Origin of the sequence: Citrobacter sp. Cpo061 (genome assembly GCF_030332845.1) — a bacterium.
GTDB lineage: Bacteria > Pseudomonadota > Gammaproteobacteria > Enterobacterales > Enterobacteriaceae > Citrobacter > Citrobacter portucalensis.
On the sequence record NZ_JAOWHB010000005.1, the window covers coordinates 61,870 to 85,741 of the forward strand.

Sequence of the window (23,872 nt, forward strand, 5' to 3'; positions counted from 1 at the left end):
GCAGACCATCCGGCTTAAGAGACTTACTTCACGGTGCCACGAATATCAATTTCTGCCGCCCTTGCTTTGGCCCTTTTCGACCAGATAGACGTGATAATCGGCACCAGAATGGAGGTCACAATCACCGACGTGGCGACCAGGGAAGTTGCTGCCGGTGCCATCGGTTTAAATGCCGGAACCATTTCAGCAATCAGCACAGGCGTAGCAACCGCCGCCCCCGCAGAACTGGAAGCGGCAATCCCCGCCGTACCATCGCCACCACCAATCAGTTTATCGGCGATAATCAATGGAATACCAGTGATGATAATCACCGCCACGCCCAGCAGAATACCCAGCACGCCGGTCTGCGCAATCACGCTCAAATCAATGGTGTTACCTAATGCGAAGGCAAAGAACGGGATCAGCGTCTGCACCGCTTTGCTGAAGAACTCCCGCAGTTCAGGGTCCAGATTCCCCAGCGCAAAGCCAATCAGGAACGGCAATACCGCACCAACAAATACGTGTGGTTCAAACGACGCGATCCCGGCGGTTCCCAGAATCACCATGGTCATCAGCGGGCCAGACTCCAGCGACATCAGGACAAACGCCCCGGCCTCTTCTTTGGTGCCGTACTGCTGCATAATCGAGGCATACAGCCCGCCGTTGGTCATATCCATCGCGGCCACCAGCGCCAGCGTAGACAACCCAGCGAAGAATCCGACCTCTACACCATGTTCCGGCAGAATGCGTGAAGCAATCGCTGCAACCACCCACGCCACCAGAATCTTGGTGATGACTAACGTACCTGATTTGCGCAGCACGGTGCCGGTGGCGCTTAGCTTGATCGACGCCCCCATGCAAAAGAACCAGACTGCCAGGATAGGCACCGTACCGGTGATCATACCGTTGGTAAAAGAGCCGAAATATTTCCCGGCGCCGGGGGAAAAGGTGTGACACAACGCGCCCAGGAAAAGCGGCACCAGCATCATACCGCCTGGGATTTTCTCTATCGTACGTTTGATCTGCATTTCCATCACCTGTAGACATAAAAATGGGGCAATTTTTATGGGCGATTGCATCTTGCTTTGAGATGCGCCCGTCTTGATGAAAAGAAGATAGACATTCATAGAGACTATAAAAGTGATCCCACTCGCACAATAAAACCTTGTTTCAATTTAAGTGGATCATTGTTTTTATATTGAGTTTGATCACAAAAAAACCCCACAAGCATCGCTTGCAGGGCTTTGTTAAAGCGTAGAACTTATTTTTTTGCTGCGAAACGCGCGGCAGCTTCGTCCCAGTTCACGACGTTCCAGAACTCTTTGATGTAGTCCGGGCGACGGTTCTGGAATTTCAGGTAGTAAGCGTGTTCCCAAACGTCCAGGCCCACGATTGGGAAACCGGAAGCGCCAGAGATAGCTTCACCCATCAGCGGGGAATCCTGGTTGGCGGTGGAAACAACAGCCAGTTTGTCACCTTTCAGAACCAGCCACGCCCAGCCGGAGCCAAAGCGGGTTGCCGCTGCTTTTTCAAATTCAGCTTTGAAGTTGTCAACGGAGCCGAAGTCACGTTCGATAGCCGCTTTCAGGTCGCCCTGCAGCGTAGTACCGGTTTTCAGGCCTTTCCAGAACAGGCTGTGGTTAGCGTGACCGCCCGCGTTGTTACGCAGTACGGTTTTCTTGTCTGCTGGCAGTTGATCCAGTTTGGTGATCAGCTCTTCAACGGACAGGCTGGCGAATTCAGGCAGGCTTTCCAGCGCAGCGTTGGCGTTGTTTACGTAAGCCTGGTGGTGTTTGGTGTGGTGGATTTCCATCGTCTGCTTATCGAAGTGCGGTTCAAGGGCATCATAAGCGTACGGCAGGGATGGCAGTGTATAACTCATAATCATCTCCAGTATTGTCGGGCGGCCAGTGTTAACGCCGCGTAAGCAGTTGGGTCATTATAGTTAATTAAATGATATTGAAAATGATTATCAATGCCGTACTTTTTACAGGGTTTTAATGAATCAAACCCATTGTTAAAGATGTGAGCCGAATCACCCACTTAACGTGATAATTGCCAACATGCGCAAAAGGGCGGCAATCGTCAAAAGGTTAACCACCTGCGTAATTTTTAAACTCGTTAGGTCGGAGGGGTCATTACCGACGATAAAAAATAACGAGGATTAAGTCATGAGTAACGCGATTACGATGGGTATCTTTTGGCATTTGATAGGGGCAGCCAGTGCCGCCTGTTTCTATGCCCCGTTCAAGCAAGTCAAACATTGGTCATGGGAAACGATGTGGTCGGTTGGCGGGATCGTCTCCTGGATAATCCTGCCGTGGACCATCAGCGCCATGTTACTTCCCGATTTCTGGGCCTACTTCAGCTCCTTCAGCCTCTCCACGCTGGCGCCGGTATTTCTGTTTGGTGCAATGTGGGGGATTGGCAATATCAACTATGGCCTGACCATGCGCTATCTCGGTATGTCGATGGGTATCGGGATTGCGATAGGTATTACGCTGATTGTCGGCACGCTGATGACCCCGATTATCAACGGCAATTTTGATGTACTGATCAATACCTCTGGCGGCCGCATGACGCTGCTTGGCGTACTGGTCGCGCTGATTGGTGTGGGCATTGTTACCCGTGCCGGTCAGTTAAAAGAACGCAAAATGGGCATCAAAGCGGAAGATTTCAACCTGAAAAAAGGTCTGGTTCTGGCCGTCATGTGCGGTATTTTCTCCGCCGGGATGTCCTTTGCGATGAACGCGGCGAAACCGATGCACGATGCCGCCGCCGCGTTGGGCGTCGATCCGCTGTATGTCGCCCTGCCTAGCTATGTGGTTATTATGGGCGGTGGCGCGCTTGTTAACCTGGGCTTCTGCTTCATTCGTCTGGCAAAAGTGAAGAACTTGTCGATAAAAGCCGACTTCTCGTTAGCCAAACCGCTGATTATCACTAACGTGCTGCTCTCTGCGCTTGGTGGCTTGATGTGGTATCTGCAATTCTTCTTCTACGCCTGGGGCCACGCACGTATTCCGGCGCAGTATGACTATGTAAGCTGGATGCTGCACATGAGCTTCTATGTTCTGTGCGGCGGGATTGTCGGTCTGGTATTGAAAGAGTGGAAAAACGCGGGTCGTCGTCCGGTCAGCGTGTTAAGCCTCGGCTGCGTAGTGATCATTGTCGCGGCAAACATTGTCGGTCTGGGAATGGCCAGCTAAGCATGCTGAGTACTGAGATGACGCCACTGGCTCGGCGTCATCCCGGTTTCCCGCGTAAATACCACCGAAAAGTAGTTACTGTCCTCAAAGCCGCAGCGCATGGAAATCTCGCTAATCATCAACCGACTATGTTTGAGCAGATACTGCGCATGGCAAACCCGCACCTGGCGGAGATACTGGTTGATGGTCATCCCGGTCTGACTGCGAAACTGCTGGCGCAAAACGCGCTCGCTGCATTGTTCGCGCTCGCAAAACGTATCCAGTTCAAACGCATGCTCATGGCTACCGGCTAATGCGGTGATCAGTTTATCCAGCAGCGTTTCACTGGAGGTCGCCGGGAGCGTATCCGTGGCATAACGATGCCGCTTAAGGTGTGTCACCAACTGCCCGAACAGCAGTTCAGCCATGGTAAAAGCCTGTGCATCACGTTGATTGCTTTCATGCTCAAGCTGGCTTATCACCTGTCGGACCTGGCTCATGCCAACGCTGCCGAGTCGCCAGTGCGGCTGCCTCGGCGTACCGTCAAATCCGGGGATCGCCCCTTGCCAGTCAACATTCAGCGTCAACCGCTCCGGGCAGTAGATGATATTTTGCAACACCAGGTCGTTCACGGAGGTGTAGGAGTGTTTATCTTCGGCGCGAATGTAAAACAGATCGCCACGGGTTATCCGGTACGGGCGATCGTTAAGGACATGCAGACCATTACCGCGCCAGACCATAACCAGCTCGCAAAACTCGTGGGTATGCTCAGCAAAGACATCCTGCGGATAACGGTCAGCCACGGCCACAGCCTGCTGCTCATGCGCAAAGAAGTCTGATTTCAGAAGGACCAGATGATTCGCCATCACAATATTCCCTGTCGGATGGCGGCTACGCCTTATCCGACCTACAGATTACGTGACACGTAGGCCGGATAAGGCGTAGCCACCATCCGGCGTTAAGGGACATGATTATCTGAGATTCGGCGGTAAAAAACGTTGATAGCTTTCGCGTTACTGGAGGCGGCTTGCCACAACGAGATCGCGCCCCTGACGAATATCGCGTGGTGACCACTTGAACTCACGACGAAAAAGCGTCGAAAAGTGGTTACTGTCGCCGAATCCGCAGAGATAAGCGATGTCTGTCACACTGTCATCACTGTGGCGAAGCAGATGCCGGGCCTTGATCAGACGCAAGCGGTTAAGGTAGCGCTGCGGCGTCAATCCGGTTTGCTGTTTGAGTTGGCGATGCAGAGTGCGCAAAGAGAGGGAAAACTTCTCGGCCAGCGCCTCCCAACACACCTCGTCGGCAAAGTTATCTTCCAGCCACGCCATCAGGAGGTTAAGCCGCGCGTCGTTATCGGTCGCTGCTTCCATCAGGCTGCTTTTACGCAGCAGCACCAGCAGTTGCATAAACAGGATCTCGCGATTTGCCGCCGTTGGTGTATCCATCCCCTCACCGAGCGCTTCCATCTGCCCCACCAGTTGTCGAACCTGCTGCAACACCCCCTGATTCACCCGCCAGTGGGAGGGATACTGCCCGTTCTGTTCCTGAGGTAAAAGCTGATTCAGCCCAGCCAGAAATTGAAACGCATCCGGGGAGCGATACAACACATTGGTCAGGCACAGATTGTCAGTATGTTCATATAAATGCCGGTCATGATCGCGAACGAAACACACTGTACCGCCGCTGATGGTGTAAGGCTGCCCATTGAACACATGGATCCCCGTTCCATGTTCGACCACAACAATTTCATGAAAATCATGATGATGCTCTGGAAACGCAGGTTGAGGAAGCCGCGGTTCAATAGCCACTGGCGCTTTACCTGTCGGAAAAAAATCCACGCAATGCAATACCGTCATGATGACATCCTTCCCGATCAAATGAACATGGCTGAATAGTAATTAAGGGTTATCACCCTCACCTTAAATTTTTGACGCCAAAGTGCGTAAACACGGTCAATTCTTCAAGAAATGGCGGGAAAGATCGCGAATTGCGGAAGGCGTCACATCCGCTAAAACAGGTCCTATTAATAGAAATTGTGAACAGCGTCACGTTCACCTTTGCCATGTTGCCAGCCGCTAATTGTGGCTGTCACTGTCAAGAAGGTACGCGTTATCTGGGGTTCTTAGACTGAGTGCAATAAAACTCAGAAGGACCTCGCTATGACTTTTCTCCATTGTGTCGCAGTCGATCTCGGCGCATCCAGTGGGCGCGTAATGCTGGCGCGTTACGACAGTGAACACCGCTCCCTGACGCTACGTGAAATCCACCGCTTCATGAACTGCCTGCAAAAAACAGACGGTTTTGACACCTGGGACATCGACAGCCTGGAAAACGATATTCGTCTTGGCCTGAAAAAAGTCTGCGATGAAGGCATTCGGATAGACAGCATCGGCATTGATACCTGGGGCGTGGATTACGTTCTGATCGATAACATCGGTCAACGTGTCGGTCTGCCGGTCTCTTACCGTGACAGCCGCACGACCGGCATTATGGCGCAGGCGATGGAGCAGCCGGGTAAAGGTGAAATTTACCGCCGTAGCGGCATTCAGTTTCTGCCCTTTAACACCCTGTATCAACTGCGTGCGCTGGTTGAACAGCAGCCAGAACTGCTCCCGCAGGTGGCCCATGCCCTGCTGATCCCCGACTACTTCAGCTTTCGCCTGACCGGCAAAATGAACTGGGAATACACCAACGCCACCACCACCCAGCTCGTCAATATCAATACCGACGACTGGGATGACACACTGCTGGCGTGGACCGGGGCAGACAAAGCCTGGTTTGGTCGCCCGACGCATCCAGGGAACGTGATCGGCCACTGGATTTGCCCACAGAAAAACCAAATTCCGGTTGTCGCCGTCGCCAGTCACGACACGGCCAGCGCGGTCATTGCTTCTCCGCTGGCCGACAAAAACAGCGCCTATCTCTCTTCCGGGACCTGGTCGCTGATGGGCTTTGAGAGCAGAACACCTTATACCAACGATGTGGCGCTGGCGGCGAATATCACCAATGAAGGCGGCGCGGAAGGACGCTACCGTGTCCTGAAAAATATTATGGGGCTGTGGCTGCTCCAGCGCGTATTAAAAGAGCGCCAGATTACCGACCTGCCAACGCTTATCAGCCAAACGCAAGCGCTGCCAGCCTGCCAGTTCCTGATAAACCCGAACGACGATCGCTTTATCAACCCCGACGATATGAGTGCAGAAATTCAGGCAGCATGCCGTGAATCAGGCCAACCCGTTCCCCTGCAAAACGCCGAACTGGCGCGCTGTATCTTCGACAGCCTGGCGTTGCTGTACGCCGACATCCTGCAAGAACTGGCACAACTGCGTGGTGCAGCATTTAGCCAACTGCACATTGTCGGTGGCGGCTGCCAGAACACCTTACTGAACCAGCTATGTGCGGATGCCTGCGGCATTCGCGTGATGTCCGGGCCGATTGAGGCTTCCACGCTCGGCAATATTGGCATCCAGCTGATGACGCTGGACGAGCTGAACAACGTCGATGATTTCCGTCAGGTGGTGCGCGCCAACTACGAACTGACCACCTTCATTCCCAATCCTGAAAGTGAAATTGCCCGCTACCAGGCGCAGTTTCAATCACTACGACAGACAAAGGAGCTTTGCGCATGACCACTCAACTTGAACAAGCCTGGGAACTGGCAAAACTGCGTTTCGCCGCGGTAGGTATTGATGTCGAGGCGGCCTTACGCCAGCTCGATCGTCTGCCGGTCTCCATGCACTGCTGGCAGGGCGATGATGTCGCCGGTTTCGAAAACCCGGAAGGCTCGCTCACTGGCGGTATTCAGGCTACCGGTAACTATCCGGGTAAAGCGCGTAACGCCACCGAACTGCGGGCCGATCTGGAGCAGGCGCTGAGCCTGATTCCTGGTCCAAAACGTCTGAATTTGCACGCGATCTATCTGGAATCTGATACGCCGGTTGCACGCGACCAAATCAAACCTGAGCACTTTAAAAACTGGGTGGAGTGGGCGAAAGCGAACCAGTTAGGGCTGGATTTCAACCCATCCTGCTTCTCACACCCGCTGAGCGCCGACGGTTTCACTCTGGCGCACGCCGACGACACCATTCGCCAGTTCTGGATCGATCACTGCAAAGCCAGCCGTCGCGTCTCGGCGTATTTTGGCGAGCAGTTGGGTACACCATCGGTGATGAACATCTGGATCCCGGATGGCATGAAAGACATCACCGTTGACCGTTTAGCGCCGCGCCAGCGTCTGCTGGACGCACTGGACGAAGTGATCAGCGAGAAACTCGACCCGGCGCACCATATCGATGCCGTCGAAAGCAAGCTGTTTGGCATCGGTGCGGAAAGCTACACCGTGGGCTCTAACGAGTTCTACATGGGTTACGCCACCAGCCGCCAGACCGCACTGTGTCTGGATGCGGGCCACTTCCATCCGACTGAAGTGATCTCCGACAAAATTTCCGCCGCCATGCTGTATGTACCGCGCCTGCTGCTGCACGTCAGTCGTCCGGTGCGTTGGGACAGCGATCACGTGGTGCTGCTGGATGATGAAACTCAGGCGATTGCCAGCGAGATCGTTCGCCACAACCTGTTTGACCGCGTACACATTGGCCTCGACTTCTTCGACGCTTCCATTAACCGCATCGCCGCGTGGGTGATCGGCACCCGCAATATGAAAAAAGCCCTGCTGCGCGCGCTGTTAGAACCCACCGAGCAACTGCGTCAGCTCGAAGCCAGCGGCGACTACACCGCACGCCTGGCCCTGCTGGAAGAGCAAAAATCGCTGCCGTGGCAGGCTGTCTGGGAGATGTATTGCCAGCGCCATGACACGCCTGCGGGCAGCCAGTGGCTGGACAGCGTGCGCGCTTATGAAAAAGAGATTTTGAGCAAACGTAGCTAACCGTGACGCCAGGCTTGTAGGCCGGATAAGACGCCCCGCGTCGCCATCCGGCAAAAAATGAAACACGATTGCCGGATGGCGCTTCGCTTATCCGGCCTACGTAAGACCCGATAACGTTCGGGCAATAAACAGGAACACCGAACATGCAAAAAATTACGACTTCCTGGTTCGTCCAGGGGATGATCAAAGCCACTTCTGATGCGTGGCTGAAAGGCTGGGACGAGCGTAATGGCGGCAACCTGACGTTGCGTCTTGATGAAGCAGATATCGCGCCGTTTAGCGCCGATTTCCACGAAAAACCACGCTATATTGCGCTAAGTCAGCCGATGCCGCTGCTGGCAAACACACCGTTTATCGTCACCGGTTCCGGTAAGTTTTTCCGTAACGTCCAGCTCGATCCCGCGGCAAACTTGGGCGTGGTACAAATAGACAGCGACGGTGCGGGCTACCACATCCTCTGGGGCCTGACCCACGAGGCCGTGCCGACCTCTGAACTGCCGGCTCACTTCCTCTCTCACTGCGAACGCATTAAAGCGACGAACGGTAAAGACCGCGTGATCATGCACTGCCATGCCACCAACCTGATCGCTCTGACCTACGTACTGGAAAACAACACAGCGCTGATTACCCGCAAGCTGTGGGAAGGCAGCACCGAGTGCCTGGTGGTGTTCCCGGATGGCGTTGGCATTCTGCCGTGGATGGTGCCGGGTACAGATGAAATTGGTCAGGCTACCGCCGAGGAAATGCAGAAACACTCGCTGGTACTATGGCCGTTCCACGGCGTGTTCGGAAGCGGACCTACCCTCGACGAAGCGTTCGGTTTGATAGATACCGCAGAGAAATCCGCCGAAGTTCTGGTCAAAATCTTTTCGATGGGCGGTATGAAGCAGACCATCTCACGTGAAGAGCTGGTCGCACTTGGCAAACGCTTTGGTGTTACGCCGCTGGCAAGCGCCATAGAGCTGTACTGATACCTCCCAACTCAACGCCGGATGCGGCTTCGCCTTATCCGGCCTACAGGATTTTATTATTAAGGAGAATAGTGATGAGCTTTATGTTGGCACTGCCAAAAATTAGCCTGCATGGCGCCGGCGCGATTGCCGATATGGTGAATCTCGTGGCGAATAAACAATGGGGCAAAGCGCTGATCGTCACCGATGGTCAACTGGTAAAACTGGGCCTGCTGGATAGCCTGTTTGCCGCGCTGGATAAACATCAAATGTCTTACCACTTGTTTGATGAAGTATTCCCGAACCCGACAGAAGAGCTGGTACAGAAAGGTTTTGCAGCCTATCAGAACGCAGAATGTGACTACATCATCGCCTTCGGTGGCGGCAGCCCGATCGATACCGCCAAAGCGGTGAAAATCCTGACAGCCAACCCTGGCCCTTCTACCGCTTACTCCGGCGTGGGCAAAGTGAAAAATGCTGGCGTCCCGCTGGTCGCCATCAACACTACCGCCGGTACGGCAGCAGAGATGACCAGCAACGCGGTCATTATCGACTCTGCCCGTAAGGTTAAAGAGGTGATCATCGACCCGAATATCATCCCGGACATCGCTGTGGATGATGCCAGCGTAATGCTGGAAATCCCGGCCTCCGTCACCGCCGCAACCGGTATGGACGCCCTGACCCACGCGGTGGAAGCCTATGTTTCCGTTGGTGCTCATCCGCTCACCGACGCTAACGCACTGGAAGCGATTCGCCTGATCAACCTGTGGCTACCAAAAGCGGTCGACGACGGTCATAACCTCGAAGCTCGTGAGCAAATGGCGTTTGGTCAGTATCTGGCGGGGATGGCATTTAACAGCGCTGGTCTGGGTCTGGTGCATGCGCTGGCGCACCAGCCGGGCGCAACCCATAATCTGCCACACGGCGTCTGCAACGCCATCCTGCTGCCGGTAATCGAAAACTTTAACCGTCCGAACGCCGTAGCGCGCTTTGCCCGCGTGGCGCAGGCGATGGGCGTCGATACCCGTGACATGAGCGATGAAGCGGCAAGTATGGAGGCCATCAACGCGATTCGTGCACTCAGCAAGCGTGTTGGTATTCCTGCGGGCTTTAGTTCCCTTGGCGTGACGAAAGAGGATATTGAAGGCTGGCTGGATAAAGCGTTGGCCGATCCGTGTGCGCCATGCAACCCGCGCACCGCCAGCCGCGACGAGGTCCGCGAGCTGTATCTGGAGGCGTTATGATCCGCAAGGCCTTTGTGATGCAGGTGAATGCCGACGCGCACGTTGAATATCAACGTCGGCACAATCCCATCTGGCCAGAGCTGGAAGCGGTGCTGAAAGAGCACGGCGCCCATCACTACGCGATTTATCTCGATCAGGTGCGCAATCTGCTGTTCGCCACCGTTGAGATTGAGTCCGAAGAACGCTGGAATGCCGTTGCCAGCACCGACGTTTGCCAACGTTGGTGGAAGCATATGCGTGACGTAATGCCAGCAAACCCGGACAACAGCCCGGTTAGCGCAGAGCTAAAAGAAGTGTTTTATTTGCAGTAAGTTATATGCCCGGTGGCGCAAGCTTACCGGGCCTACGGTTTTATTTTTTGTAGGTCGGATAAGCGATAGCGCCATCCGGCAATTCAATTTTGCTCAGAAACCAGAATCGCCTGAGTGTCAGGCTCCAGCGCTTTAAAAATATGCGCCCGATCGGCGGGGTAACAAATATAGTCCCCCTCGCCTAACTCCTCCGGCGCTTCCGTCAATCCTACCATCGCCTTACCCTGCGTCACGATTATGTGTTCAACCGATCCAGGTGGATGCGGCTGTGAAATACGATCCGCGCCCGGCTGCGTCAGCAGCAGATAGATATCCCGCCGCGCCCCCGGCGGGCAGGCGGCCAGTAAAATGGCCTGATAGTGGGCCTGCTCGGCCACCACCTTTGTTCCTTCGCCGCGGCGAATCACCTGCGTTTTTTGTTCCTGCGGCTCCAGCAGGCGCGCAAAGGGAATATCCAACGCCACACACAGCGACCAGAGCGTTTCCAGGCTAGGATTGCCATTGCCCGCTTCCAATTGCGAGAGTGTCGATTTTGCAATCCCTGCGCGACGGGCAATCTCTGCCAATGACAAACCGGTGCGCTGACGTTCACGCACAAGGCTTTTCGCGATCATACTGATGGGCTGGGTCATTCACGACTCCATGTTCTTTATATCGAACGATTCGTTCGACTTGTAATATTAACTGGTCGCGTTCATTATAATGGAAATTCGTTCGATATGGCTAAAACGGTATGAAACATTATTTTTCCAGTCTCAAAGGCGACACGATAAAAGCAATTTTTTTAGTCTGTCTGGCCGTCGGCGTAGTCGGCATGTCATACGGCTCGCTGGCGATGGCCTACGGCTTCCCACTGTGGGTACCGTTTGTGCTTTCGATTACGGTACTGGCGGGTGCGTCCGAGTTTATGTTTATCGGTATCGTCGCCAGCGGCGGTAACCCACTGGCGGCGGCTGCTGCCGGTTTACTGGTCAACGCCAGACACGTGCCGTTTGGCGTCACGGTGCGCGATCTGGTGGGCTCCCGGGCTGCGAGTTTCCTCGGCTGTCATATCATGAACGACGAAAGCGTAGTCTTTGGCCTGTCGCAAAAAACGCCCGAACAACGTAAAGCCGCCTTCTGGCTGTGCGGTCTGGGCGTCGCAATTTTCTGGCCTGTTGGCACACTGATCGGCGCGGGCGTAGGCAAACTGCTCCCCGCCCCGGAAACCATCGGTCTGGATGCCGTCTTCCCTGCAATTTTATTAGCCTTAGTGGTCCCGGCCTTTAAAAATCGCACCACGCTGATTCGCGCCTGTAGCGGTGCCGGGTTGTCGCTTGCCGCCATCCCCTTTGCGCCGGTCGGTTTACCTGTTTTGCTCTCACTGTTTGGCTTACTGACGAGGAAAAAATAATGGGCAACATGACGCTGTTTATCGTCGGTATCGCCATGTTATCTCTGGGAACGTATTTAATGCGTTTAGGAGGAGCGAAGCTTGGGAGCCGATTAGCGTTCTCGGAACGCTCGCAGGCGCTGCTTTCCGACGCCGCAACGGTATTACTGTTCTCCGTTGCGCTGGCGACCACCTTTTACGAAGGTGAACACTTCGCTGGCATGGCCCGCGTGCTGGGCGTGGCTTTTGCGGTATTTCTCGCCTGGCGCAAGATGCCGCTAATCGTGGTGATCGTCGCTGCCGCAGTGGTGACCGCATTGCTGCGAATGGCGGGTATAAACTAAAAAAGCGCCTCAAGGGCGCTCTTTCGACAGTACTAAGGTATCTTATTTCAGCAGTTCGGCGGTCATGTGCACGCGGTTACCGGTGTATGCCTGAGTGATTTTGTAATCGCTGGCGCCCGCACGTTCAGCCTGAGCGGCGATTTTTGCTTCAGCGCTTTCCAGCGTAGAACCGGTTGCGGTCACTGTCTGAGCAGCGAAAGAACCAAAAGAAGTAGCCAGAGCGATAACTGCGACAAAAGTTTTGATGCTTTTCATAATATAAACCCTTTAACTTAGTTGTTTGAGTAAGGCACCGTGCCTTGATGTGATAAATAATAGGCTGATACCCGAACAACTGAAAGCGGAAGGATTTGCCAGTCTTATTCAAATTATTTGAGAGATAAGATGTTACGTAATCAGGAATCACAATGGCTTGCTGGCAGCCGTAGAAAAACGCAACCGGCGGGTAATTGGTTACTTCGTCAGGGTGAACTACAAAGTAAAATTCATCTTTTACATCATGGTGTGGCTCGTGCGGTTTATCACGCGGATAACGGCGTTGAAAGGGTTAAAGAGTTCTACTTTGCCGGGGAATACTGCTTTCTGTACCTGAACTGGCTAACTAACACACCTGCCGATTACAGCCTACAAATGATCGCCGCGGGAGAAACCACTGAAATCCCCTTGGCTTTGCTTGATGCGCCGGAAAATCAGGATATTAAGACTCAGCTACTGGTCCAGCAATTGATCTACAAAGAGAAAAAAGAGCAAATGCTGCTGCTCAATACCCCAGAGCAACGCTATCAGTACGTACAAACACACTTCCCGGACTGGGAGTCACAGCTCACCCAGCGCGATCTTGCCAGCTATATCGGCATTACCCCCGTTAGCCTGTCCCGTATTCGCCAGCGTCTTAACAAAGGTTAACGCCTTACGGTGATGCGTCGATTATTGTCCCGTCACTCTTTAATAGATGGCGACCACAATGAACGCATTTCTTCTTTCTCAGATGCTGGCTGGCATCAGCTTCTTACTGGATATTTCCGCTTTTCATTTTCAACGCCGGGCTATCACTTTAACGCTGCTCACCAGTTCTACGTCTCTGTTAGCTATCCATTTCTATCTTTTGGATCAACACGCTGCGGCTGGGTTAATGATCATTGCCGCATGCCGCTACGCGACAGCCATCGTCACCTTTCACCGCTGGGTGATGTGGGGATTTATGCTGGGGTCGCTGCTGTGTAGCATTTATCTTTGGCAAAATCTGTCGAGTATTTTGCCGCTGATGGGAAGCCTGCTGATGACCTTTGCGTCATTTCAAAAACGCAGCGGAAAATTACGGGGATACACCTTGTGCGGCAGCCTGTGTTGGCTGCTGAACAATGTGATTGTTGGCTCGCCAGTTGCCGTAATCATGGAACTGGCATTTTCCGGCAGTATTCTGGCCGCCTGGTGGCGTCACAGCGCGACCAGACGTTGCGGATGCGTATAGATCGTCGCCCTGCCCGGTTTGCAAAAACCCACCAGCGTCAGGTTACAACGTTCGGCAACTTCCACGGCGAGCGTTGTCGCCGCAGAAACAGCAAACAGGATCTCCACACCGCACATCGCCGATTTCTGCACCATCTCATAACTGGCACGGCTGGAGACTAATACCGCGCCCTGTTGCCAGGTTTCCCCTTCGATTGCACGTCGTCCCAGCAGTTTATCCAACGCAACATGACGTCCAACATCTTCATGCCCGCCCGCCAGATGACCTGACGGCTGTACCCAGGCAGCCGCGTGCGTGCAGCCTGTCAGTTGCCCCACGGGTTGAAAATCGTTGAGATGTCGTAAAGCGTTATCAAGATTCGCCAGATCGAATGTCTGGGTAAACGGCAGCGGCTGGACCGGCTTGCCAATGTCATTGAGCTGCTCCACGCCACAAACGCCGCAACCGGTGCGACCGGCCAGCGCGCGACGACGCTCCTTCAGCCCCATAAAGCGACGGCTGGACAGTTCAACCTGCACTTCCAATCCGTTGCAGGAAGGCACTACGTCCATTCCGTAAATATCCTGCGGGGACTCAATAATGCCTTCAGAAAGTGAAAAACCCACCGCGAAGTGCTCAAGATCTTTCGGTGATGCCATCATCACCACGTGCGAAATCCCGTTGTATACCAGCGCAACAGGCACTTCTTCAGCTACCTCATCAGGCTGAGGATGTTGCAAATCCTCGCGCTTCCAGAGGGTCAACTGGCGCGATCCTGTCGAAGATGTCACATTCTTGATGTTTTCTTGAATAATCTTATTCACTTTCTTTTAACCATATTGGAACACGCATACCAACATTGTGGTATTCTTTACAAATCCCTCCTGGACGGAGGGAAATTCACCCAATTCTGGACCTTTGCGGTCCCGTCCGCAAAGAAAAATAACAACCACTTCCCTCGCGTTCGCGTTACAGAAAAGCGAAGGGAACGTGACAATGTCGAAACAAGGAGCGAACCATGCAGGTCAGCAGAAGGCAGTTCTTTAAGATCTGCGCTGGCGGTATGGCAGGCACCACGGCAGCGGCACTGGGCTTTGCACCCGGCGTAGCGCTCGCGGAAACACGGCAATATAAACTGCTGCGCACCCGCGAAACCCGTAACACCTGCACTTACTGTTCCGTTGGCTGTGGACTGTTAATGTACAGCCTCGGTGACGGCGCAAAAAACGCCAAAGCATCCATCTTCCATATCGAAGGGGACCCGGATCACCCGGTGAACCGTGGCGCATTGTGCCCGAAAGGGGCAGGACTTGTGGACTTCATCCACTCCGAAAGCCGCCTGAAATTCCCGGAATATCGCGCACCAGGCTCAGATAAGTGGCAACAGATTAGCTGGGATGAGGCATTTGACCGCATCGCTAAGCTGATGAAAGAAGACCGCGACGCTAACTACGTTGCACAAAACGCTGAAGGCGTAACCGTTAACCGCTGGCTTTCCACCGGAATGCTGTGTGCTTCCGCTTCCAGTAACGAAACCGGCTATTTAACGCAAAAATTCTCCCGCGCGCTCGGTATGCTCGCGGTCGACAACCAGGCACGCGTCTGACACGGACCAACGGTAGCAAGTCTTGCTCCAACATTTGGTCGCGGTGCGATGACCAACCACTGGGTCGACATTAAAAACGCCAACCTCGTCGTGGTGATGGGCGGTAACGCCGCTGAAGCTCACCCGGTCGGATTCCGCTGGGCGATGGAAGCCAAAATTCACAACGGCGCGAAGCTGATTGTTATCGATCCACGCTTTACGCGAACCGCTGCGGTGGCTGATTTCTATGCGCCAATTCGTTCCGGTACTGACATTGCTTTCCTGTCAGGCGTTTTGCTGTACCTGCTGAACAACGAAAAATTCAACCGCGAATACACTGAGGCCTATACCAACGCCAGCCTGATCGTGCGTGAGGATTACGGTTTCGAAGATGGCCTGTTCACCGGCTACGACGCGGACAAACGCAAGTATGACAAAACCAGTTGGAACTACGAGCTGGATGAAAAAGGCTTCGCCAAACGCGACGTCACACTGCAACATCCGCGCTGCGTGTGGAACCTGCTGAAACAGCACGTCTCCCGCTACACGCCGGACGTCGTAGAAAACATCTGCGGTACGCCAAAGGCCGACTTCCTGAAGGTCTGTGAGTACATCGCAGAAACCAGCGCCAAAGATAAAACCGCGTCGTTCCTGTACGCCCTGGGCTGGACGCAACACTCCGTGGGTGCACAGAACATCCGTACCATGGCGATGATCCAGTTGCTGCTTGGCAACATGGGGATGGCAGGCGGCGGTGTTAACGCCCTGCGCGGTCACTCCAACATTCAGGGCCTGACCGACTTAGGCCTGCTGTCACAAAGCCTGCCAGGCTATATGACGCTGCCAAGCGAGAAACAGACTGACCTGCAAACCTACCTTGCCGCCAACACGCCAAAACCGTTGCTGGAAGGTCAGGTGAACTACTGGGGCAACTACCCGAAATTCTTCGTTTCGATGATGAAAGCCTTCTTTGGCGATAAAGCGACAGCGGAAAACAGCTGGGGCTTCGACTGGCTGCCGAAGTGGGATAAAGGGTACGACGTCCTGCAGTACTTCGAGATGATGAATCAGGGCAAAGTGAATGGCTATATCTGCCAGGGCTTTAACCCGGTCGCGTCATTCCCGAACAAAAACAAAGTTGTGGCTTCACTGTCCAAACTGAAGTTCCTGGTCACTATCGACCCACTCAACACTGAGACTTCCACCTTCTGGCAGAACCACGGTGAGTCGAACGATGTTGATCCGTCGAAAATCCAGACCGAAGTATTCCGTCTGCCATCCACCTGCTTCGCCGAAGAGAATGGTTCTATCGTCAACTCCGGCCGCTGGCTGCAGTGGCACTGGAAAGGCGCTGATGCCCCGGGGATTGCCGTTACCGATGGCGAAATCCTCGCCGGTATCTTCCTGCGCCTGCGCAAGATGTATGCCGAGCAAGGTGGCGCGAACCCGGAACAGGTGCTGAGCATGACCTGGAACTACTCCACCCCGCACGAACCGGCTTCGGAAGAAGTGGCGATGGAGAGCAACGGTAAAGCGCTGGCCGACATTACCGACCCGGCAACCGGTGCGGTTATCGTCAAGAAAGGCCAACAGCTTAGCTCGTTCGCCCAACTGCGTGACGATGGCACGACCTCCAGCGGCTGCTGGATTTTTGCCGGTAGCTGGACGCCGGAAGGCAACCAGATGGCACGTCGCGATAACGCCGACCCGTCAGGCCTTGGTAATACGCTGGGCTGGGCCTGGGCATGGCCGCTTAACCGACGCATTCTGTATAACCGCGCCTCCGCTGATCCGCAGGGGAATCCGTGGGATCCAAAACGTCAGATCCTGAAATGGGATGGGGCGAAGTGGAGCGGGATGGATATTCCGGACTACAGTGCCGCCGCACCTGGCAGCAACGTAGGGCCGTTCATCATGCAGCCGGAAGGGATGGGACGCCTGTTTGCTATCGATAAGATGGCGGAAGGTCCGTTCCCGGAACACTACGAGCCGTTTGAAACACCGCTGGGGACTAACCCGCTGCACCCGAACGTAATCTCTAACCCTGCCGCGCGGATCTTTAAAGGTGACGAAGAAGCACTGGGTAAAGCAGATAAGTTCCCGTACGTCGGTACAACCTACCGTCTGACCGAGCACTTCCACTACTGGACCAAGCATGCGCTGCTGAATGCCATCGCTCAGCCGGAACAGTTTGTGGAAATTGGCGAGAAGCTGGCGAATAAGCTCGGTATCTCCCACGGCGATACCGTCAAAGTCTCCTCTAATCGCGGCTACATTAAGGCCAAGGCGGTGGTGACCAAACGTATTCGCACGCTGAAGGCTAACGGTAAGGATATCGACACTATCGGTATTCCGATTCACTGGGGCTACGAAGGTGTGGCGAAAAAAGGCTTTATCGCTAACACGTTAACGCCATTCGTCGGTGATGCGAACACGCAGACGCCGGAATTTAAGTCCTTCCTCGTGAACGTGGAAAAGGTGTAACGGAGACGACCTATGGCTTATCAATCGCAAGACATCATTCGTCGTTCCGCCACTAACGGTTTCACCCCCGCGCCTCAGGCGCGGGACCATCAGGAAGAAGTGGCGAAGCTTATCGACGTCACCACCTGTATCGGCTGTAAAGCGTGTCAGGTGGCGTGTTCTGAATGGAACGACATCCGTGATGAAGTGGGCAACAACGTTGGGGTGTACGACAACCCGGCTGATTTGACCGCCAAATCCTGGACGGTGATGCGCTTCTCGGAAGTGGAACAAAACGACAAACTGGAATGGCTTATCCGCAAGGATGGCTGTATGCACTGCGCCGATCCGGGCTGCCTGAAGGCGTGTCCGGCTGAAGGCGCAATCATTCAGTATGCCAACGGTATCGTCGACTTCCAGTCTGAGCAGTGCATCGGCTGTGGCTACTGCATCGCGGGCTGCCCGTTCGACGTGCCGCGCCTCAATCCGGAAGACAACCGCGTCTACAAATGTACGTTGTGCGTTGACCGTGTTGTGGTCGGGCAAGAACCGGCCTGCGTGAAAACCTGCCCAACCGGCGCCATTCATTTCGGCACCAAAGAGTCAATGAAAACGCTGGCAGGCGAGCGCGTGGCGGAGCTGAAAACGCGTGGTTACGAAAACGCGGGTCTGTACGATCCGGCGGGTGTTGGCGGGACGCACGTGATGTACGTATTGCACCATGCTGACAAGCCAAATCTGTATCACGGCCTGCCGGAGAACCCGGAGATCAGCGCTACCGTTAAGTTCTGGAAAGGCATCTGGAAACCCCTCGCAGCCGTCGGCTTTGCAGCGACATTTGCGGCCAGCATCTTCCACTACGTCGGCGTAGGCCCGAACCGTGCGGAAGAGGAAGAAGACAATCTGCATGAAAAAGACGACGAGGTGCGCAAATGAAACGACGTGACACCATCGTGCGCTACACGGCGCCGGAACGCATCAACCACTGGATCACCGCCTTCTGCTTCATTCTGGCGGCGGTGAGCGGGATGGGCTTTCTCTTCCCGTCTTTTAACTGGCTGATGCACATCATGGGCACTCCACAACTGGCGCGAATTGTGCACCCGTTTGTCGGCGTGATCATGTTTGCCTCGTTTATCATCATGTTTTTCCGTTACTGGCACCACAATCTAATCAATCGGGATGATATCTTTTGGGCGAAGAATATTCGTAAGATTGTCGTCAACGAGGAAGTAGGTGACACGGGACGTTATAACTTCGGCCAGAAATGCGTATTCTGGGCGGCGATTATCTTCCTGGTCCTGTTGCTGGTGAGCGGAGTGGTCATCTGGCGTCCGTATTTTGCGCCTGCTTTCTCAATCCCGGTGATCCGATTCGCGTTAATGCTGCATTCATTTGCCGCAGTAGCGTTAATTGTGGTTATCATGGTGCACATTTACGCCGCCCTTTGGGTGAAAGGCACCATTACCGCGATGGTGGAAGGATGGGTTACCAGTTCATGGGCGAAGAAACATCACCCGCGCTGGTACCGTGAAGTCCGCCAGAAACAGGAAAAGTCATCTGAATGAGTATTCGCATAATCCCGCAAGATGAGCTGGAGAAGAGCGAGAAACGCACGGCGGATATGATTCCGCCGTTATTATTCCCCAGACTCAAAAATTTGTATAACCGCCGCGCTGAGCGCCTGCGCGAGTTGGCCGAGAACAACCCGCTGGGCGATTATCTGCGCTTTGCCGCGCTGATCGCACACGCGCAGGAAGTGGTGTTGTACGACCATCCGCTGCAGATGGATCTGACCGCTCGCATCAAAGAAGCGAACGATCAGGGCAAACCGCCGCTGGATATCCACGTTCTGCCACGCGACAAGCACTGGCAAAAACTGCTGCAGTCGTTAATTGCTGAGCTGAAACCAGAAATGAGCGGTCCTGCGCTTGCCGTGATCGAAAATCTGGAAAAAGCCTCAGAGCAGGAACTGGAGCTGATGGCCAGCGCGCTGTTTGCCTCTGATTTCGCCTCCGTCAGCAGCGATAAAGCGCCGTTTATTTGGGCTGCCCTGTCGCTCTACTGGGCGCAGATGGCAAGCCTGATCCCCGGCAAAGCCCGTGCGGAATACGGCGAACAGCGTCAGTACTGCCCGGTGTGTGGTTCAATGCCGGTCTCCAGCATGGTGCAAATCGGTACCACTCAGGGGCTGCGCTATCTGCACTGCAACCTGTGCGAAACCGAGTGGCACGTGGTACGCGTGAAATGCAGCAACTGCGAGCAAAGCCGTGATTTGAACTACTGGTCGCTGGATAACGAACAGGCGGCAATTAAAGCTGAAAGCTGCGGCGACTGTGGGACTTACCTGAAGATTCTCTATCAGGAAAAAGACCCTAAAGTTGAAGCCGTGGCTGACGATCTCGCTTCACTGATGCTGGACGCGCACATGGAGCAAGAGGGCTTTGCCCGCAGCTCCATCAACCCGTTCCTGTTCCCGGGTGAAGGGGAGTAAGTTTTAAGATCTTCCCCCGGCAATTGAACCAAACTGCCGGGGATTATCTTAGTGCCTGAATGACATGTTTTGGATCATTGGCAATAGCACGTAACAACGCTTTTGCTGGACCGGTCGGTGAACGACGCCCTTGCTCCCAATTTCGCAACGTATCCACGCTTACCGATATCAAATCTGCGAAACGAGTCTGTGATAATCCTGAAGACTGGCGAATTTCCTTTATTTTCATGGCGTCAATATGAAAGGTACGGGAAGGTTGTCGCGTTCCTTCAGCGATCTCATTCATCTGAACCATACTTTGAGTTAATCGCTCAAATAGTGCCTTATCCATTTACCACCTCTCATTCAACATACGCAGCAGCACTTTTTCTTGTGGAGTCAGATCATCCTTGATCCCTTTCTGATAAATCAGCAACAATCGAATTTGTGATTTTCTGATTTGATGAAAGTAAATAATCCTCACACCGCTACGTTTGCCTTTCCCTCGCTCTCTCCAGCGAACCTTTCTCAGTCCGCCCGTTTCTTGTATCAGATCGCCACAATCAGGCTGAATCGCAAGGAATATCTGTAATCTACGGTATTCATCATCATCCAGTAATTTTTTGACGTCTTCAGTGAAGACTTCCGTTTCTATGAATAGCATTTTGAGTACGCCATTGGACTATATTAATAGAAATTAACTATACGTCAATGGCGTATAGTACATTTTCCTCACAATACAGAATTCAAACAGCAGAAACCAATGACGGTATTTAATCTGCGAGCCGCTTTCCAGAATCATAACCACCCCCATTTTTCCCATTTTCATTCTTAGTTATCCAGGTTATAAACCTGTATATCCATACAGATAAGGGGATGTGAAAATGGCACTGGAAAGCGGGATTGCACAGCTGGTTGAGGCATTTATCGCGGCGGGACGTCCTTCTTCGCGCGGGCAGAATATTGATGACCGGAGAGCAGGCTACATCGCCAGCACGGTACTGGCCGGAGACACTGAAACCCGCGTACAGGTTGAAGATATTGAACTCGATGCCATGATGTTTCGCGTAGTTTCGCCGCGGGGCTGCACGGGAAATCTCCCCTGCGTTATCTATTATCACGGCGGCTGCTTTGTCAGCGGCGGATTTACCACTCATGATAACCAGCTAAGGCAACTCGCCTGGTACAGCGGCTGTCGGGTCATTGCGGTGCAGTATCGCCTCGCACCAGAGCACATCTTCCCGGCAGCACATAACGATGCTGAATCGGGGGCCAATATTATCTGGAAGTATGCCAAGAAACTGGGAGTAGACCGGGACAACATTACGCTGGCTGGCGACAGCGCTGGCGGGCATCTGGCGCTGGTCACCGCACTACGCCTGAAAGCTACCAGGCAATGGCAACCTGCGCAGCTTATGCTGATCTACCCGATGCTGGATGCAACCGCCAGCTTTGCGAGCTATGACCATAATGGACAGGATTACATTATCACCCGCGACACACTGCTGTCGGGCTACGAGATGTATATGCCGCAAACCGATCCATTGCATCCCGAAGTCAGCCCGCTCTGGCGCGAAGACTTCAACGGTTTACCGCCCACGCACATCATTACAGCTGAATTCGACCCACTGCGAGATGAAGGCGAGGCCCTGTATCAACGGTTCCAGGAGCAGGGCGTGGAGTGCACTTGCCAACGCTATCTCGGCGTTATCCACGGATTTTTCCAGCTAGCAGGGGTGAGTCAAGCGGCACGAAGCGCAATGCGGGATGTTGCCTGGCGCGTCATAAATTCTACAGCAGTAAGACATGCTTAATTAATATTTTGTTTTCATCTTGAAAACTTGATTGCTTTGCGTTATTTTGTTTTCAGGTTGAAAACCTTGTAATGGAACTACACCGTGCATGTTATCAGCCGAAAACCTTTTAACGAGGCAATGCTCATGTATCCAAATCATCAGCTTGCTCTCGCTGATTTACTGAATGTTTTGGAGAAAAAAACATTCATTCAGCCTGAAGAGATGAAGCAGTATATTCCTTCACTGGATAATTTTAAGTACAGAGATAAATGGTGGGTGATTGATGTTTCTGGTAACAGCCTAAGACTCATCTCCTACATAGATTTCAGGTCACATAAGATATTTGTCAAACATATCGTTTCCCATGCCGAATATGACAAACTGACAGCATATTATCGGGGTAATAAAGAATGAGAACGCATCGTCATATGGATGCAGCCAGCGCAAAAAAGATTGTTGATACCTTCAGCGATGCGGTAAAAACCATCCCACTGTTGGGAGAAGACCGAAATGACACTGAGTATCGCAGGGCACTTGCGCTAGTGGAGTATCTGGTCGACCACGACGATCTTGAAAACCCACTATTTGAATTGCTCTGTGCCCGAATCAGTAAATATGAAAAACATGCGCCGGAATTCAAAGTACTCAACCAACACCTGGAGAAAACACCCTCTGGCGTTTCAGTATTGCGTACGCTCATGGACCAATACAGTCTCAAAGCAGCAGACCTTGCCAACGAACTCGGTTCAAAATCGAACGTCAGCAACATCTTAAATGGTCGCAGAGCACTGACTGTAAGCCATATTAAAGCGCTTGCAGAACGCTTTAATCTTCCGGCAGACGCATTCATCGAGTAGAGAAGATACCCTCTGACTTACTCTTCCTCGTTCCCGCCTTCTTCATATGCGCCAAACGGTTTTGCGGGTAGCACAATGTAAGTGCCTTCAAACACCACACCCGGCGTGTCGTCGCCAAATACCCCGACCTGCATCTGAACGCGCGCCTTACGACCTCTTGCCAGACGGTCCAGGTCTCCGCTCAGCGAGCCCAGATCGGCGATGGCTGTAGGTTTCCCGGTGATCGGCCTGCTGTACCGTATATGCGCGTCAGCAAGGATTATCGTCCCGCCGAGATGACGCTCGCGCAGCATCAGCCAGATAAGCCCCCAGCCCGTTAGCGTCGCCAGGGAAAACAGGCTCCCGGCAAACAGCGTATGGTGCGGGTTCTGATTGCCCGTCTCGGGCATCGTGGTGATAAATTTCTGCCCGGTATATTGCTGAATGCGCACACCCATTTTCTCACTCAATGGAATATGTTCGTACCAGGCTTGCTGTAGTTGTCCGCACCAGTCCCCGCGATGGAGAATGTCGTCCAGCGTCGCGATGGGTTTAATCATCAAAAAGTGACGCACCGGCGTGGTTTGCGGCGTGGTGATTTCTCCCTGGCTCACAAACCCCAGTTTGGCAAAAAATTCGACCGCATCTTCACGGGCGCTACAGGTTACGCGCTTTACCCCTTCCTGACGCGCCACAGACTCCAGGGTCATCGCCATCAGCGTGCCCAACCCTTTCTCCTGCACGGAGGGGTCAACGGCCATAAAGCGTATGGAGGCTTCGTTATCCGCATTGATATACAGACGTCCTACCGCGACCAGATTCCCCTCTTCGTCCACCACCATCTGGTGATGCGCCATCGCATCCCAGGCATCCCGTTCGGAGCCTTTAGGCTGGTGCAACGGTTTACGCAGCATCTCCCAGCGAAACTGGTAGTAACGCTCCAATTCTTCTTCTGTTTGCGGTACTCGAAGGTGATACATAGTCGTATTCTCT

At 53.6% G+C, this 23,872-nt stretch carries 27 protein-coding genes; 17 read left to right on the forward strand and 10 right to left on the reverse strand.

Going from position 1 to position 23,872, the window contains the following annotated elements; translation table 11 throughout:
- Window positions 1–23: 23 nt before the first annotated feature.
- Both kdgT and sodA read right to left on the reverse strand, forming a co-directional pair.
- On the reverse strand, window positions 24–1,007 hold the full coding sequence (gene kdgT / locus OGX97_RS00285) for a 2-keto-3-deoxygluconate transporter (protein WP_020996114.1): 984 nt from the start codon (window positions 1,005–1,007) through the stop codon (window positions 24–26).
- Window positions 1,008–1,240: 233 nt separating this feature from the next.
- Window positions 1,241–1,861, reverse strand: coding sequence for a superoxide dismutase [Mn] (gene sodA, locus OGX97_RS00290; RefSeq protein ID WP_003825239.1), 621 nt, complete (start codon window positions 1,859–1,861; stop codon window positions 1,241–1,243).
- A 289-nt stretch (window positions 1,862–2,150) separates the two neighbouring features.
- Between sodA and rhaT the strand changes: the two genes are divergently transcribed.
- Window positions 2,151–3,185, forward strand: coding sequence for an L-rhamnose/proton symporter RhaT (gene rhaT, locus OGX97_RS00295; protein ID WP_003825242.1), 1,035 nt, complete (start codon window positions 2,151–2,153; stop codon window positions 3,183–3,185).
- Here the strand turns inward: rhaT and rhaR are convergent.
- The gene (rhaR, locus tag OGX97_RS00300; RefSeq protein ID WP_048215191.1) at window positions 3,182–4,030 is read right to left on the reverse strand and encodes an HTH-type transcriptional activator RhaR; all 849 of its coding nucleotides are present in this window, start codon (window positions 4,028–4,030) and stop codon (window positions 3,182–3,184) included. The two genes, rhaT and rhaR, sit on opposite strands and share 4 nt — an antisense overlap.
- 147 nt (window positions 4,031–4,177) lie before the next feature.
- On the reverse strand, window positions 4,178–5,026 hold the full coding sequence (rhaS, locus tag OGX97_RS00305; protein WP_008787013.1) for an HTH-type transcriptional activator RhaS: 849 nt from the start codon (window positions 5,024–5,026) through the stop codon (window positions 4,178–4,180).
- Between the two features lie 303 nt (window positions 5,027–5,329).
- Here rhaS and rhaB point away from each other — a divergent pair, with 303 nt between their 5' ends.
- The 5 genes from rhaB to rhaM all read left to right on the forward strand — a co-directional run bounded on the left by rhaB (window position 5,330) and on the right by rhaM (window position 10,560).
- Window positions 5,330–6,799 carry a rhamnulokinase gene (rhaB, locus tag OGX97_RS00310; RefSeq protein WP_235125942.1) on the forward strand — a complete coding sequence of 490 codons (1,470 nt, stop codon included), beginning with the start codon at window positions 5,330–5,332 and terminating at the stop codon, window positions 6,797–6,799.
- Window positions 6,796–8,055, forward strand: coding sequence for an L-rhamnose isomerase (gene rhaA, locus OGX97_RS00315; protein ID WP_008787011.1), 1,260 nt, complete (start codon window positions 6,796–6,798; stop codon window positions 8,053–8,055). Before rhaB ends, rhaA begins: the two co-directional genes overlap by 4 nt.
- 143 nt (window positions 8,056–8,198) lie before the next feature.
- Window positions 8,199–9,026, forward strand: coding sequence for a rhamnulose-1-phosphate aldolase (gene rhaD, locus OGX97_RS00320; protein WP_008787010.1), 828 nt, complete (start codon window positions 8,199–8,201; stop codon window positions 9,024–9,026).
- Window positions 9,027–9,100: 74 nt separating this feature from the next.
- Window positions 9,101–10,249 (forward strand): lactaldehyde reductase, encoded by a 1,149-nt coding sequence (fucO, locus tag OGX97_RS00325; protein ID WP_020996115.1) that lies wholly within the window; start codon window positions 9,101–9,103, stop codon window positions 10,247–10,249.
- On the forward strand, window positions 10,246–10,560 hold the full coding sequence (rhaM, locus tag OGX97_RS00330) for an L-rhamnose mutarotase (protein ID WP_008787008.1): 315 nt from the start codon (window positions 10,246–10,248) through the stop codon (window positions 10,558–10,560). Before fucO ends, rhaM begins: the two co-directional genes overlap by 4 nt.
- Before the next feature lie 83 nt (window positions 10,561–10,643).
- On the opposite strand, the gene OGX97_RS00335 is transcribed toward rhaM, so the two are convergent.
- Entirely contained in the window at window positions 10,644–11,192 is a 549-nt protein-coding gene (locus tag OGX97_RS00335) for a helix-turn-helix domain-containing protein (protein WP_003825255.1), read from the reverse strand.
- 101 nt (window positions 11,193–11,293) lie between these two features.
- Here OGX97_RS00335 and OGX97_RS00340 point away from each other — a divergent pair, with 101 nt between their 5' ends.
- Together OGX97_RS00340 and OGX97_RS00345 are read left to right on the forward strand one after the other, a co-directional pair.
- Entirely contained in the window at window positions 11,294–11,953 is a 660-nt protein-coding gene (locus OGX97_RS00340; RefSeq protein ID WP_003825259.1) for an AzlC family ABC transporter permease, read from the forward strand.
- A complete protein-coding gene (locus tag OGX97_RS00345) occupies window positions 11,953–12,276 on the forward strand; it encodes an AzlD domain-containing protein (protein WP_003825260.1) in 324 nt (107 codons plus the stop codon). Before OGX97_RS00340 ends, OGX97_RS00345 begins: the two co-directional genes overlap by 1 nt.
- Window positions 12,277–12,318: 42 nt before the next feature.
- Here OGX97_RS00345 and OGX97_RS00350 read toward each other — a convergent pair whose 3' ends face one another.
- The gene (locus tag OGX97_RS00350) at window positions 12,319–12,531 is read right to left on the reverse strand and encodes a DUF1471 domain-containing protein (RefSeq protein ID WP_003825262.1); all 213 of its coding nucleotides are present in this window, start codon (window positions 12,529–12,531) and stop codon (window positions 12,319–12,321) included.
- Window positions 12,532–12,660: 129 nt separating this feature from the next.
- On the opposite strand from OGX97_RS00350, the gene OGX97_RS00355 reads away from it, so the two are divergent.
- Entirely contained in the window at window positions 12,661–13,182 is a 522-nt protein-coding gene (locus OGX97_RS00355) for a Crp/Fnr family transcriptional regulator (protein ID WP_125363050.1), read from the forward strand.
- Between the two features lie 58 nt (window positions 13,183–13,240).
- Complete coding sequence (locus OGX97_RS00360; protein ID WP_032945569.1) at window positions 13,241–13,747, forward strand: YgjV family protein; 507 nt, start codon at window positions 13,241–13,243, stop codon at window positions 13,745–13,747.
- Here the strand turns inward: OGX97_RS00360 and fdhD are convergent.
- On the reverse strand, window positions 13,714–14,550 hold the full coding sequence (fdhD, locus tag OGX97_RS00365; protein WP_071692610.1) for a formate dehydrogenase accessory sulfurtransferase FdhD: 837 nt from the start codon (window positions 14,548–14,550) through the stop codon (window positions 13,714–13,716). The two genes, OGX97_RS00360 and fdhD, sit on opposite strands and share 34 nt — an antisense overlap.
- Before the next feature lie 194 nt (window positions 14,551–14,744).
- Here fdhD and fdnG point away from each other — a divergent pair, with 194 nt between their 5' ends.
- Genes fdnG through fdhE form a run of 4 tightly spaced genes read left to right on the forward strand, consistent with a single transcriptional unit; the run spans window position 14,745 to window position 20,268 of the window.
- The gene (fdnG, locus tag OGX97_RS00370; protein WP_100247862.1) at window positions 14,745–17,795 is read left to right on the forward strand and encodes a formate dehydrogenase-N subunit alpha; all 3,051 of its coding nucleotides are present in this window, start codon (window positions 14,745–14,747) and stop codon (window positions 17,793–17,795) included.
- A gap of 12 nt (window positions 17,796–17,807) precedes the next feature.
- A complete protein-coding gene (gene fdoH, locus OGX97_RS00375; RefSeq protein ID WP_003825273.1) occupies window positions 17,808–18,710 on the forward strand; it encodes a formate dehydrogenase O subunit beta in 903 nt (300 codons plus the stop codon).
- Window positions 18,707–19,342 (forward strand): formate dehydrogenase cytochrome b556 subunit, encoded by a 636-nt coding sequence (fdoI, locus tag OGX97_RS00380; protein WP_003028686.1) that lies wholly within the window; start codon window positions 18,707–18,709, stop codon window positions 19,340–19,342. Before fdoH ends, fdoI begins: the two co-directional genes overlap by 4 nt.
- Window positions 19,339–20,268 carry a formate dehydrogenase accessory protein FdhE gene (gene fdhE, locus OGX97_RS00385; protein WP_003028685.1) on the forward strand — a complete coding sequence of 310 codons (930 nt, stop codon included), beginning with the start codon at window positions 19,339–19,341 and terminating at the stop codon, window positions 20,266–20,268. The genes fdoI and fdhE overlap by 4 nt, the downstream gene beginning before the upstream one ends.
- 43 nt (window positions 20,269–20,311) lie before the next feature.
- Here the strand turns inward: fdhE and nadS are convergent, their stop codons facing one another.
- Together nadS and OGX97_RS00395 are read right to left on the reverse strand one after the other, a co-directional pair.
- A complete protein-coding gene (gene nadS / locus OGX97_RS00390; protein WP_038635893.1) occupies window positions 20,312–20,599 on the reverse strand; it encodes a NadS family protein in 288 nt (95 codons plus the stop codon).
- Entirely contained in the window at window positions 20,600–20,911 is a 312-nt protein-coding gene (locus OGX97_RS00395) for a hypothetical protein (protein WP_057066653.1), read from the reverse strand.
- 220 nt (window positions 20,912–21,131) lie between these two features.
- On the opposite strand from OGX97_RS00395, the gene OGX97_RS00400 reads away from it, so the two are divergent.
- From OGX97_RS00400 to OGX97_RS00410, 3 genes are all read left to right on the forward strand, one after another.
- Window positions 21,132–22,061: an alpha/beta hydrolase gene (locus tag OGX97_RS00400; RefSeq protein WP_235125944.1), complete on the forward strand. Its 930-nt coding sequence runs from the start codon at window positions 21,132–21,134 to the stop codon at window positions 22,059–22,061.
- A gap of 84 nt (window positions 22,062–22,145) precedes the next feature.
- The gene (locus OGX97_RS00405; RefSeq protein WP_048215202.1) at window positions 22,146–22,457 is read left to right on the forward strand and encodes a type II toxin-antitoxin system HigB family toxin; all 312 of its coding nucleotides are present in this window, start codon (window positions 22,146–22,148) and stop codon (window positions 22,455–22,457) included.
- A complete protein-coding gene (locus tag OGX97_RS00410) occupies window positions 22,454–22,900 on the forward strand; it encodes a helix-turn-helix domain-containing protein (RefSeq protein WP_235125977.1) in 447 nt (148 codons plus the stop codon). The genes OGX97_RS00405 and OGX97_RS00410 overlap by 4 nt, the downstream gene beginning before the upstream one ends.
- Window positions 22,901–22,917: 17 nt before the next feature.
- Here OGX97_RS00410 and fabY read toward each other — a convergent pair whose 3' ends face one another.
- Window positions 22,918–23,859 (reverse strand): fatty acid biosynthesis protein FabY, encoded by a 942-nt coding sequence (fabY, locus tag OGX97_RS00415; RefSeq protein WP_003825286.1) that lies wholly within the window; start codon window positions 23,857–23,859, stop codon window positions 22,918–22,920.
- Window positions 23,860–23,872: the final 13 nt, after the last annotated feature.